Source organism: Streptomyces sp. NEAU-sy36 (assembly GCF_013423905.1).
Lineage (GTDB): Bacteria > Actinomycetota > Actinomycetes > Streptomycetales > Streptomycetaceae > Streptomyces > Streptomyces misionensis.
Genome location: NZ_CP058977.1, coordinates 2,748,224 through 2,760,794 on the forward strand (window position 1 = coordinate 2,748,224; position 12,571 = coordinate 2,760,794).

10 protein-coding genes are annotated in these 12,571 nt (G+C 72.7%); 6 read left to right on the forward strand and 4 right to left on the reverse strand.

Translation table 11 applies throughout. The annotated features are described in order from the left end of the window. Positions 1-46: 46 nt before the first annotated feature. Both HZZ00_RS12685 and HZZ00_RS12690 read right to left on the reverse strand, forming a co-directional pair. Positions 47-2,080, reverse strand: a complete 2,034-nt coding sequence (locus HZZ00_RS12685; protein WP_180332273.1) for an N-acetylmuramoyl-L-alanine amidase — start codon at positions 2,078-2,080, stop codon at positions 47-49. Positions 2,081-2,309: 229 nt separating this feature from the next. Beyond that, a complete protein-coding gene (locus HZZ00_RS12690) occupies positions 2,310-3,941 on the reverse strand; it encodes a M1 family metallopeptidase (protein WP_257585763.1) in 1,632 nt (543 codons plus the stop codon). A 266-nt stretch (positions 3,942-4,207) separates the two neighbouring features. On the opposite strand from HZZ00_RS12690, the gene HZZ00_RS12695 reads away from it, so the two are divergent. Further along, complete coding sequence (locus HZZ00_RS12695; RefSeq protein ID WP_306856162.1) at positions 4,208-5,824, forward strand: peptide-N4-asparagine amidase; 1,617 nt, start codon at positions 4,208-4,210, stop codon at positions 5,822-5,824. 81 nt (positions 5,825-5,905) lie between these two features. Here the strand turns inward: HZZ00_RS12695 and HZZ00_RS12700 are convergent, their stop codons facing one another. Continuing rightward, entirely contained in the window at positions 5,906-6,355 is a 450-nt protein-coding gene (locus tag HZZ00_RS12700) for a MarR family winged helix-turn-helix transcriptional regulator (protein WP_180332274.1), read from the reverse strand. Positions 6,356-6,469: 114 nt separating this feature from the next. Between HZZ00_RS12700 and HZZ00_RS12705 the strand changes: the two genes are divergently transcribed. Together HZZ00_RS12705 and mltG are read left to right on the forward strand one after the other, a co-directional pair. Then, on the forward strand, positions 6,470-8,284 hold the full coding sequence (locus HZZ00_RS12705) for an ABC transporter ATP-binding protein (RefSeq protein WP_180332275.1): 1,815 nt from the start codon (positions 6,470-6,472) through the stop codon (positions 8,282-8,284). A gap of 60 nt (positions 8,285-8,344) precedes the next feature. After that, positions 8,345-9,220 (forward strand): endolytic transglycosylase MltG, encoded by an 876-nt coding sequence (gene mltG / locus HZZ00_RS12710; protein ID WP_180332276.1) that lies wholly within the window; start codon positions 8,345-8,347, stop codon positions 9,218-9,220. Between the two features lie 47 nt (positions 9,221-9,267). Here mltG and HZZ00_RS12715 read toward each other — a convergent pair whose 3' ends face one another. Then, on the reverse strand, positions 9,268-10,338 hold the full coding sequence (locus HZZ00_RS12715; RefSeq protein WP_180332277.1) for an NAD(P)-binding domain-containing protein: 1,071 nt from the start codon (positions 10,336-10,338) through the stop codon (positions 9,268-9,270). 80 nt (positions 10,339-10,418) lie between these two features. Here HZZ00_RS12715 and HZZ00_RS12720 point away from each other — a divergent pair, with 80 nt between their 5' ends. From HZZ00_RS12720 to HZZ00_RS12730, 3 genes are all read left to right on the forward strand, one after another. Beyond that, positions 10,419-10,841, forward strand: a complete 423-nt coding sequence (locus HZZ00_RS12720) for a YjbQ family protein (RefSeq protein WP_070026699.1) — start codon at positions 10,419-10,421, stop codon at positions 10,839-10,841. A gap of 64 nt (positions 10,842-10,905) precedes the next feature. Beyond that, positions 10,906-11,712: an ABC transporter ATP-binding protein gene (locus tag HZZ00_RS12725; protein ID WP_180332278.1), complete on the forward strand. Its 807-nt coding sequence runs from the start codon at positions 10,906-10,908 to the stop codon at positions 11,710-11,712. 249 nt (positions 11,713-11,961) lie between these two features. Further along, positions 11,962-12,570 (forward strand): hypothetical protein, encoded by a 609-nt coding sequence (locus HZZ00_RS12730; protein ID WP_257585937.1) that lies wholly within the window; start codon positions 11,962-11,964, stop codon positions 12,568-12,570. The last annotated feature ends 1 nt before the right edge of the window (position 12,571 follow it).

Genomic DNA, 12,571 nt, shown 5'->3' on the forward strand with positions numbered 1-12,571 from the left:
AGCGGGCCGGGGAGGGCGGTGGAGAACGGCTTACGATCCCGTGGCCTCACTGGTCCGATGAGCGGTCCTGGGTTTCCGTCGACGTCTCCACCGATGTTTCCGCCGACGGGCCCGCGGTCACGGGCGCGCCGACCACGTCCACGTCGCTGGAGCGAACGTAGGCGATCCGGTTGTCGAACTGGATCTGGTAGTACGTCTCGTTGCCCCTGACCACCGGCTCGGGCGTGTCGACGAAGGACGACCTGGGGACGAACGAGCTGTCGATGGTGCCCTGGGCGACATAGCGCTGACCGGCGCGGAAGTGGTAGGGCAGCGGCGCCTCGGGTTCCTCCTCCACTCCCTCGGGATAGGCCTCCTCCTCCGGCAGGGCCCGGCCGAACACCGGGATCTCGTCCACGCCCTGCTTGGGCGTCACCATCTTGCCGACCGCGCCGACCGCCGTCGGGTCCTTCTTCGGGTTCTCCAGCCAGGCCTTGCGCCCCTGGTACCAGATCGCCGTCCAGTCGCCGCGGCGTTCGGCGACCGCGAAGGTCTGACCGGCCGAGGCGCGCGCGCCCAGGTCGTCGACGTCCATCGTGGAGGGTCCGCCGTCGGGGTGGCGGCCCGGGTCCTGGATCAGTGGCGCCTTCTCGTCCGGACGGGTGTACAGGCGGACGGCGCTGGAGCCGTGCTTCGCGCACGGCGCCCCGGCGCTGCGGCACCCCGTGAACGCGGGCGTGTGGGTGGCGTAGTCCGGCAGGATGGTCACGATGTCGCTGCCCGGCCCGGCCGTGGGCTTCAGCGGCGCCCCGAGAAGGTCGAAGTAGTGCCGCCAGTCCCAGAAGGGGCCCGGGTCGTCGTGCATGTCGGGGATGGAGTCGCCGGTGGGCGAGGGCACGTTGTCATGGCCGAAGATGTGCTGCCGGTCGAGCGGAATCTCGTACTTCTTGGCGAGGTAGCGCACCAGACGGGCCGAGGAGCGGTACATCTGTTCCGTGAACCACGTGCCCGGCTGCCTGAGGAATCCCTCGTGCTCGATGCCGATGGAGCGGGCGTTCACATACTGGTTGCCGGAGTGCCAGGCCTCGTCCTTGGTCTGTACGTGCTGGGTGATGTGGCCGTCGCTGGAACGGATCGAGTAGTGCCAGGACGCCTCGGTGGGGTCCTGCACCGTCTGGAACATGCTCGACAGCTTCGCCTCGGTGTCGTGGATGACGATGTACTGGATCTTCTGGTCCCGCGGCCGGTCGGCGAGGTCGTGGTTGCCGTAGTTGCCCTCGTCGTCGATCTCCTCGTACGGCGCCGCCAGCCAGTCGCAGGACACCTCGGCCGGGCACTCCGTCCCCTTGGCGTGCCGGGGCTTCTCGGTGCGCACGGTGTGGGCGCGCACGCCGGGGCTCGCGGGCAGGGAGACGTCCTGGCCCTCGGCGGTGGTGCGGTGGGCGCCCTTGCGGATGACGGCGAAGACGTCGTTGGCGTAGGTGGCCGCCGAGGTGACGTCGGGCGTGCCGGGGAAACGTTCCACCGCCTCCCACCAGTCGGCAGGGTTGTCGCTGAGCGGCTTGCCCAGCTGCCGCTGGGTGGCGGCCAGGAGGGCCGCGCCGCCGCGCACATTGGCCTCGGCGTCGGTGCGCAGGCGCCCGGCCGGGGCGCCGGTCAGCTTCGCGGCGCGCTGCAGGTCGGCGGGCTTCACGGAACGACCGGCCAGGACGCCCTCGGGCGCCGCGGCGGGCGCTCCCGCCGCCCCCGCGCTCGGCCGCAGCGCGCCGCCGCCCTGGGCGCTCGGGGAGGGCGCCGTGGCCGGGAACTGGCTGGTGTCCACCAGGTGCATCGGTCCGTAGCCGCCCGCGACGCTGGGCGAGCCGGGGTGGGCGTCCCAGCGGGTCTGCACGTAGGACACGCCCATGAGCACGCTGCGCGGCACATGGAAATCGTGGGCGGCGTCGGAGAAGGCGTACTGGAGGCGCTGCTCGGGTGCCTCGTCGTCGGTCATCGGGGTGAGCAGCAGCGGCGCCAGCAGGGCGGCCGCTCCGATGGCACACGCCGTCCTGCGGCACACGCGGATGCCGTTGGGGACACGTGGGGCGGTGGGTCTTTTCATGGCACGGGTCTCCAAACATGTTCATCGCGCTCTATGCAGCCAGGACAAAGGAGTTGCCCCTGACAACCACCCCTCGTACGTTTCCGTGCCCGGCGTGTCCCGTCGCGCCAACCGTCACCGGGGTGGACCAGCGGCCCGGCAGAGGCCACCCGGTCGGCGGCAGCGGCTCGGCCCCGACGGCCCGTCAGCGCCGGGGCGCGCGCGGGGCAGTGACGGCGGGCCATCCGGGTCAGTCCTGGACCGGGTCGACCCGCCAGTCGGGGTGGCCGGGCATGGGCGGGGTGTGCGGCCCGTGGAGCCAGTCGGTCAGAAAGGGCTTCAGGTCCTGTCGGGCGATCCGGGAGGCGAGGCCGATGAAGTCCCCGGTGCCGGCCACCCGGCCCCGGTAGGTGCTCACCCAGGACCGTTCGATCCGCTCGAAGGTCTCGGTGCCGACCTTCTCCCGCAGGGCGTACAGCACCAGGGCCGAGCCGTCGTAGCGCATCACTTTGAAGAGCGTGTCGGCGGTGGGTTCGGCGGGCGCCCCGTCGTCGTGCCGCCACTGGTCGTGCTGCGCGTAGGCGTCGCGCATCGCGTCCTCCAGGGCGACGCCGCCGTGCGAGGCGGAGTACAGCCGTTCGTAGAAGCGGGCGTGACCCTCGCTCAGCCACAGGTCGGACCAGCGCCGGATGGCGACGCTGTCCCCGGTCCAATGGTGTGTCAGCTCGTGCACGAGGTTGCGCTCGGCGTCGACCCGGTCGCCGAGCAGGTCGTCCTTGGGCAGCACGGACAGCGACTGCGTCTCCAGCGCCACCGGCAGCTCGGTGTCGCCGACCAGCACGCCGTAGCGGGGGAACGGGTACGGGCCGAGCCGCTGTTCGAGCCAGGCGATGTGCTCGGGGGTGAGCGAGCGGTACTCCTCGGTGTCGCCGACCAGGCCGTCCGGGACCACGTCGCGGACCGGCAGCCCGCGCGGGCCGCTGCTGCTGACGATGCGGAACTTGCCGATCGCCAGCTGGACCAGCTGCGCGGCGATCGGCTGTTCGGAGTCGTACGTCCACTGGACGCGTCCGCCGGGCCGTTGGTCGGTACCGACGAGGCGCCCGTTGGCGACCGCGCTGATGCCCGCGGGCGTGGTGACGCGGAAGGTGATCGGAGCGCGCAGGCTCGGGTGGTCGTCCGCCGGGAAGATCATGCGGGCGCCGTCGGGCTGGGCACACACCACGGTGCCGTCGGGCGTGGGCACCCAGCCGTAGTCCCGGATCGCGTCGTCGCGGTGGCGCTGCTGGGTGGGGTCGGCGGTGTAGGCGACGTTGACGGTGAACGCGCGGCCGCGGGGGATCGGGCGGGCGGGTGTGACGACGAGTTCGTCGCCGTCGCGCACGGCTCTCGCGGGCGAGCCGTCGACCGTGACCCGGTGCAGCGTGTTGCCCGCGAAGTCGAGGTCGAAGCGGGACAGGGTTTGGGTGGCGGCGGCGCTGATGGTGGCGCCGGCCTCGAAGGGTGTGCCGGGCGCCTGCCAGTCGAAGTCGAGCGTGTAACGCCGGACCGTGTAACCGCCGTTACCGGCGTCGGGCATCAGCGGGTCGCCGATGCCCCGCGCGCCGGGGGACGGCGGCGCCGCCGAGCCACCCGCGGGGCCGCCCGCCGGGCCGGACGCGGCGGCGCGCCCGGGTGCGGGGGCCGGACCGGGCGCGGACGGGCCGCGCCCTCCGCGGGGGAACAGACCGGTGCAGACGGCGGCGCCGGTGAGGGCGAGCGCGCCGACGACGAGGGCCGTGCGGCGGGGGCGACGCCCCGCTGCGGAACCGCCTGCCGGGTCGCTCGCCGGGTCCCCTTCAGGACCTCCGGCCGGCCCCCTTTCCAGGCCCTCTTCGGGCATCCCCTCCGGCCCTCTCGTCGCTCCCCGCTCGGGACCTTCCCCGGGGTTCCGTCCGGCTCCCTTCCGGTATCCCTTCCCGGACCCCTCGCGCGGGGTCCCCGACGGGCTGCCTGCGGGCGTGATTTCCATGAGCGCACTATGTCAGTTTGATCCGGTTATAGCACTAAATGTTCGTCAGGGTGACGGAGCGCCAGATGCGCCGCCCGGGGCGGCCGCCCGGCGACGGCTCATTGCGGCCGCGTCCAACTGGCCGTAGAAATCCGCCCATGAGACAACGGATAGTCATGTCCATGCTGGCGAGCACGGTCCTCCTGGTGGGCGCGCTTCTCGGTGCCGGGGCCGGGGCCGGGACCGCCCGGGCCGCCGACGTCCCCGCCGAGTTCGGTGCCGACTGGCACGACCCGGTGACCGCCGCCCCGCCCGTCGCACGGCCGCACGGCAAGTCCTGCCAGGTCACGCTGGCGGACGCCCGGTTCCGCGACTTCACCCCCTACCGGGGCACGTACACCCCGCCCACGGGCTGCGGCGACCGCTGGAGCAAGGTCGTGCTGCGCCTGGACGGCACGGTGAAGGGCCGTCAGTACGACCGGCTCGGCTATCTGCACGTCGGCGGGGTGGAGATCCTGCGCACCTCCACCCCGGAGCCCTCACCCGACGGCATCGCCTGGCACGTCGAGAAGGACGTCACCCGCTACAGCGACACCTTCCGCAGCCGGCGGGACGTGGAGATGCTGATCGGCAACGTGGTCGACGACACCTACACCGGCGTCATCGACGTCCATGTCACCCTGACCTTCTACGCGGGCCGCCCCGCCGAGCGGACCCCGGACCGCGTGCTCACCCTCGCCGACACACCCGACGGCACGACGCTCACGACCCCGCGCAACAGCGAACGGATCCTCGCCGAGGTCTACGCCACCGGATCGGGCGGCGGCTGCGAGGAGTTCTGGTACCTGACGGTGGCCGACCCGGCGTCGTACTCCTGCAAGGCCGACCACGGCCCCTACCGCGAGGTGCAGATCAAGGTCGACGGCCGGCCGGCGGGCATCGCCGCGCCGTACCCGAACGTGTGGACCGGCGGCTGGTCCGACCCCTTCCTCTGGTACGTGATCCCGGCGCCGGGCGCCTTCGACGTCCGGCCGATCGAGTACGACCTCACACCGTTCGCCGGGCTGCTGGACGACGGCCGGCCGCACCGGGTGGAGGTCTCCGTCGTCGGCGTGCCCTCGGGACAGGCCGGCTGGAGCACCCCGGTGAACGTGCTGGTCTGGCAGGACGCCCACCGCGACCACCTCACCGGCGGACTCGTCGAGGACAAGGCGGGCGACATCGCCAATTCCTCGGTGTACACGCCGGGTTCGGAGAACCGGGTGGACACCCGGGCGGGGCACCGGCTCACCGTCAGCGGCTACCTCGACACCTCCCACGGCCGGGTGACCACCACCGTCACCCGCACCCTCGCCAACACCTCCGTCCACCGCTGGACCGACGGTGAGAACACCGACGGCCTGGACGCCACCTGGACCGACGACCAGACCGTCGCCACCGTCGGGGCCGGGCCCGCGCGCTCGACGCGCACGCTGCGGACGTACACCATGAACGGCGCCACCACCATCGGCTCCGACAGCCGGTTGCGCACCCAGCTGACCCTCGGCGACCGCGCCTCGGTGAGCGAACGGCGGGACGGCCGGCGCACCGCGTGGTCGCGGCTGGACGACACCTACTGCGGCGACGCGTCGTACCTCCTCGACGCCCCGCGCGACCAGCGGCACGCGGTCGGCACCTCCTCGGAGCGCTATCGGTCGTACGGCTCGGCCGGCTGCTACGACCACGTGCTGGCCACCGCCCAGGGAGTCCTGACGCAGGACCGCAGCGGCTGCTGACCCGCCGCGGGCACGGTCCGGGTGGTGCGGGGGAGGACCCGCGCCGCCCGGACCGGCCGGGCGGGCCTGCGCGGCCGCGGGTCAGCAAGACTTCGCCGCGTCCCCGTCGATCAGGGCGTCCAGCAGGACGCCGAACACCTGGCGCTCCTTCTCCGTCAGCGGGGCGAGTATCTCCTCGGCCGCCGAGCGGCGCGCGCGGTGCAGTTCGCGCAAGATCGCGCGCCCGTCGTCGGTCAGCTCGATCCGGGTCACGCGCCGGTTGGACGGATCCGGTGCCCGGCGCACCATGCCGCTCGCCTCCAGCCCGTCGACCAGCGTCGTCACCGCGCGCGGCACCACCTCCAGGCGCTCGGCGAGGTCCGCCATACGTGGCGGCGAGCCGTAGTGCGCGAGGGTGCGCAGCAGCCGGGACTGGGCAGGGGTGACGCCCAGGTCGCGCCCTTCCAGATGGCGTTTCTGGATGCGGTGCACCCGGCGGGTGAGCCGTAGCAACTGCTCGGCGAGCAGTCCGTCGGGATCGGGGGTGGTCATGGCGGAACAATATCAGGATGCAGTTCATTGTGAGTATAGGTAACAATGAGCTACGATCCGTTCCGTCATCGTCGGCCGACCCCGGCCGGCGCCCGTTCACCTCCGTAGGAGCCCATGCATCCCGACCGTGAACTCTCCTCCTGGACCCCGCCCGCCGACGCCGGGGAACGGCCCCGGCAGTGGCGGCGGATCCTGAAGCTGTTCCGCCCCTACCGCGGGCGGCTCGCGATCGTCGGCCTGCTGGTCGGCGCCGCCTCGCTGGTCTCGGTGGCCACGCCGTTCCTGCTCAGGGAGACCCTGGACGTCGCGATCCCGCGGGGCCGCACCGGTCTGCTGAGCCTGCTCGCGCTCGGCATGATCCTCAGCGCGGTGCTCTCCAGCGTCTTCGGCGTGCTGCAGACGCTGATCTCGACCACCGTCGGCCAGCGCGTCATGCACGACCTGCGCACCGCCGTCTACGGCAGGCTGCAACGCATGTCGCTGGCCTTCTTCACCCGCACCCGCACCGGCGAGGTGCAGTCCCGCATCGCCAACGACATCGGCGGCATGCAGGCGACCGTCACGTCCACGGCCACCTCGCTGGTCTCCAACGTCACCAGTGTGGTCGCCACCGTCGTCGCCATGGTCGCCCTCGACTGGCGGCTCACCATCGTCTCCCTGCTCCTGCTGCCGGCCTTCGTCTGGATCAGCCGCCGTGTGGGCAACGAGCGCAAGAGGATCACCACCGAACGGCAGAAGCAGATGGCCGCGATGGCGGCAACGGTCACCGAGTCCCTCTCGGTCAGCGGCATCCTGCTCGGCCGCACCATGGGTCGCACCGACTCGCTGACCGGCTCCTTCGCGGGCGAGTCCGAGCGGCTGGTCGACCTGGAGGTGCGGTCGAACATGGCCGGGCGCTGGCGCATGGCCGTCATCACCATCGTCATGGCCGCCATGCCCGCCGTCATCTACTGGACGGCCGGACTGGCCCTCCAATTCGGCGGCCCCGAGGCCTCGCTCGGCACCATCGTCGCCTTCGTCTCGCTCCAGCAGGGCCTGTTCCGCCCGGCCGTGAGCCTGCTCGCCACCGGTGTCCAGATCCAGACCTCCCTCGCGCTCTTCCAGCGCATCTTCGAGTACCTGGACCTGCCGATCGACATCACCGAGCGCCCGCACCCGGTCCACCTCGACCGGATCAAGGGCGAAGTCCGCTTCGAGGACGTCGAGTTCCGCTACGACGACAAGGGCGGCCCCGTCCTCGACGGCGTCGACGTCACGGTCCCCGCCGGCGGCAGCCTGGCGGTCGTCGGCCCCACCGGCGCGGGCAAGTCCACGCTGGGCTATCTGGTGCCCCGGCTCTACGACGTCACCGGCGGCCGGGTCACCCTCGACGGGGTCGACGTCCGCGACCTCGACTTCGACACCCTGGCCCGCGCGGTCGGCGTGGTCTCCCAGGAGACGTACCTCTTCCACGCGTCCGTCGCCGACAACCTGCGCTTCGCCAAGCCGGACGCCACCGACGAGGAGTTGCACGCGGCCGCCCGCGCGGCGCAGATCCACGACCACATAGCGGCACTGCCCGACGGCTACGACACGGTCGTCGGCGAGCGCGGCCACCGGTTCTCCGGCGGCGAGAAGCAGCGCCTCGCCATAGCCCGCACCATTCTGCGCGACCCGCCGGTCCTCATACTCGACGAGGCGACCAGTGCCCTGGACACCCGGACCGAGGCCGCGGTACAGCAGGCCATCGACGCCCTCTCGGCGAACCGCACGACGATCACCATCGCGCACCGGCTGTCCACCGTCCGCGGCGCCGACCAGATCGTGGTGCTGGACTCCGGGCGCGTCGCCGAACGGGGCACGCACGAGGAACTGCTGGAGCGCGACGGGCGGTACGCGGCCCTGGTGCGCCGGGACGCGCAACTGGAGCCGGCGGGCCAAGGCGCGTGATGGAGCCGACAAGCTGACTATATGTCGTGATTGTGGTGGTATGCGTATTACGGTTCCCGCATGCAGACGCTCATTCCGCCGCGGAGCAGCAGGACCCGACTGACACGCCGGGGCAGGCTCGTCCTTGTCGTGGCCGGCGCCGTCATGGCCGGCACCGCCGTGGCGGTGCCGCTGCTGACGATGGCCGGCGACCATGCGGGGTCCCGGCCGGCCGCGCTGGTCATCCCGGAGGGCTGGCGCGCGAGTCAGGTCTACGACGCGATCGACAAGGCGCTCGAACTGCCCCCCGGCAGTACCCGAAAGTCGCTCGGCAAGGCCGGGCTGAAGCTGCCCAAGGACGCGGCGGGCAACCCGGAGGGCTATCTGTTCCCCGCGTCCTATCCGCTGCGGGAGGGAACGACCCCCGAGTCCCTGCTGCGGTCCATGGTGGACACCGCCCACCAGAAGTTCGACGGGGCACCCGTCGCGGCCGGGGCGCAGCGCAACTCGGTCAACGTCTACCAGGCCGTCACCATCGCCAGCATCGTCCAGGCCGAGGGAGTCGAGAAGGAGGACATGGGCAAGGCCGCCCGGGTCATCCTCAACCGGCTGGAGCGGGGCATGCCCCTGCAACTGGACGCCACCCTCACCTATGCCCTCGGCCGCGCGACCCCGCCCACCACCGAGGAGGACACCCGGGTCGAAAGCCCCTACAACACCTATCAGCGCACGGGGCTGCCGCCGACACCCATCGGCAACCCCGGCGAGGACGCGATGCGCGCCGCGATCAACCCGACGCCCGGGGAATGGCTGTACTTCGTGACGGTCAAGCCCGGGGACACCCGCTTCACCGCCGACTACGCGACCCATATGCGCAATGTGGACGAGTACAACTCCCTGCACCAGAAGGGCGGACAGCGGTCCCCGTCCGCCGCACCGTCCGGCGGGGCCGGCTGAACGGCGGGCCCCCATGGGCGGCGAGGCCGCCGGTGGCCGGCGGTCCGTCACGCGGCGACCGGGCGGTCCTCCGCCAGCAGCCGCCTGATGTCCCGTACCGCCGCGCGGCCGGCCCGGTTGGCGCCGACGGTGCTGGCCGAGGGGCCGTACCCGACGAGGTGGATCCTCGGGTCGGCCACCGCGCGGGTTCCCTCCACCCGGATCCCGCCGCCCGGCTCGCGCAGCCGCAGCGGCGCGAGATGGCCGAGCGCCGCCCGGAACCCGGTCGCCCAAAGGATCACATCGGCCGTGACATGCCTGCCGTCGCGCCACTCCACGCCGTCCGGGGTGATCCGGTCGAACATCGGCAGCCGGTCCAGCACGCCGTCCGCGAGCCCCTTGCGGATCGCGTCGTTGAGGGGCAGCCCGGTGGCCGAGACCACACTGCGCGGCGGCAGGCCCTGGCGGACCCGCTCCTCCACCAGCGCGACGGCGGCCCGGCCCGCGTCCGCGTCGAACGGGCCCTCGCGGAAGACGGGAGGACGCCGGGTGACCCAGGTGGTCGCGGCCGCGTAGGGGGCGATCTCCAGCAGATGCTGGGTGCCCGAGGCGCCGCCGCCCACGACCACCACCCGCTGCCCGGCGAACTCCTCGGGCCCGGCGTACCGCGCGGTGTGCAGCTGACGCCCCCGGAAACTCTCCTGGCCCGGGTAGCGCGGCAGGAACGGCTGGTCCCAGGTGCCGGTCGCGTTGATCAGCGCCCGGGTGGACCAGGTGCCCGCGGACGTCTCCACGAGCAGCCGTCCGCCGTCCCCCTCACGCACCGCCCGCACCGCCACCGGTCGCCGTACCCGCAGGTCGAAGGCGCGCTCGTACCGGTCGAAGTACTCCCCGATCACCTCGGCCGACGGCCGGGCCGGATCGGCGTCGGCCAGCTCCATCCCGGGCAGCGAGTGCATCCCGTGCACCTTGCCGTACGTCAGGGAGGGCCAGCGGTACTGCCAGGCGCCGCCCGGGGCGGGGGAGCGGTCGAGAACCACGAAGTCGCGCTCCGGCTCGAAGCCGGAGCGGCGCAAGTGGTAGGCGCTGGACAGCCCGGCCTGACCGGCGCCCGTGACGACCACCTCGACCTCACGCATTTCGTTCACGCTTCTACCAACAGCGTGCCGTGCCCCCCTCTTCCCGTCCGTCGGGGAAGGGATGCGTCAGGATGGAGAGCATGTCAGATGCCTTCACCACCCGAATCCTGAACGTCTCCACCGGCTCCCGGGAACGCGTGGTCGATCTCACCGGGGACTGCGAGGACTTCCTGCGGGAGGCGGCGGGCGACCGCGACGGCCTGCTCAACATCTTCGTCCCGCACGCCACCGCCGGGATCGCCGTCATCGAGACCGGCGCCGGCAGCGACGACGACCTCCTCACCACCCTGCACACCCTGCTCCCCGCCGACGACCGCTGGCAGCACCGCCACGGCAGCCCCGGCCACGGCCGCGACCACGTCCTCCCCGCCATCGTCCCGCCGCACGCCACCCTGCCGGTGATCGGCGGCCGCCTGGAACTCGGCACGTGGCAGTCGGTGTGCCTGGTGGACACCAACCGTGACAACCCGGAGCGGAAGGTGCGGCTGAGTTTCCTGGCCTGACGCGGAACCGCGGGGAGCGTGGACACCGGGCTCGCCGGGCCGCCCGATCGCCTACTCTGCCGACGTGACCGAAACCCAGGATTCCCGCGCCGTCGTCGCGGTGACGGACGTCGCCGTGCACCGCCGTACCACCGGACAGGAGATCGTCCTCGACGGAATCAACTGGACCGTACGGCCGGGCGAGCACTGGGCGTTGCTGGGGGCCAACGGAGCCGGCAAGACCACCCTGCTCCGACTCGTCGGGGCCGTCATGCACCCCACCGTCGGCACGGTCGAAGTTCTCGGTGACCGGCTCGGCCGCGTCGACATGCGCGAGCTGCGGGCCCGCGTCGGTCTGGTGTCCGCCGCCCAGAAGGTCCCGCTGGACGCCACCGCCCACACCGTCGTCCTCACGGGCGCGACCGGCACCGTGCAGCCGTTGTGGCGGGAGTACGACATCACGGTCCGCGAACGCGCCCACGGCCTGCTCGCCGAACTCGGGTGCAAGGAGTTCGCCGACCGCCGGTTCGCGGACTGCTCGGGCGGGCAGCGCGCCCGGATCCTCATCTGCCGTGCCCTGATGGCTGATCCGTCGCTGCTCCTGCTCGACGAGCCGTTCAACGCCCTCGACCTCCCGTCCCGCGAGGACCTCGTGGACGCACTGCACCGGCTGGCGGCCGACCGGCCCGGCCTCGCCACGATCACGGTCACCCACCACCTGGAGGAGCTGCCGCCCAGCACCACCCATGCCTTCCTGCTGAAGGAAGGCCGCGAGCTGGCCTCCGGACCGGCCGACGGGGTGCTCACCCCGGACAACCTCACGGCTTGCTTCGGGCGCCCCATTCACGTGGCCCGTCACGACGGCCGGTGGTACGCGCGCTCGGGCCGCTGACGCGGTGACTCCGTGCGCCGGGCGCAGCGCCACTGCCCTCGGCCAAGGTCTCGGACGGGGCCCGGCGCCCGGACCCTCGGGCGACTGGGTCCCGTGCCGCGTCGCGCGTCGGCCGCGGAACGCGTGATCAGCTGCCGGTACCGCCTGGGCGGGGGGCGGGCGGAGGCAGGGCGGAGATCGGGCGGGGGGTTCCGTGGTGGGGCGTGGGCCCGTTCACTGGAGGCGTGCGGTGAACCGGGGGTGAGCGCGGTGGACGTCGGTGGTGCGGGTGCGCCGGTCGTGGCGGTCGTCGGGGTGGTCGGCACCCTGTTGTCGGCGCTGCTCACCCAGCGTGCCGCGGAGCGGAGCAGGCGGCACGAGCAGGAGCGGGCCGAGCGGGCGCGGGCCAGGGAACGGCAGGCCGCCCAGCGGCTGGCCTGTTACGTCGCGCTGAACACCGCCGCCAGGCAGTATCTGGCCGCCCTCACCGATCAGTTGCACGCCCTGCGCGGTACGGGGGACTCCCGCGCGGTGCGGCAGCGGCTCACCGAGGCCCGGGACGTGTACCGGGACGTGTACGCGGAGGCCCAGATGCGGCTGCCCGACCCCGTGCTCGCCCTGGCCGGGGAGGTCACCCACGCGCTCGGCACCCTCTACGGCCGGCTCCGGCGCCTTGACGACGGGGTGCCCCGCCCGGGCGATTCGCCCGACACGGTACAGGCGGAGATCGACGCGCTGTGGGAGCGACTGCGGGAGCTGCGGCGCGGGATGCGGGCGGACCTCGGTGCGTCGGAGGCGGCCCGGCCGGACCCGCTCGCCCCCGGCCCGCCGGGCTCCCGGTCCGATCCGGGCGCAAACGGGGCGAGCCCTGGTCGCTGAC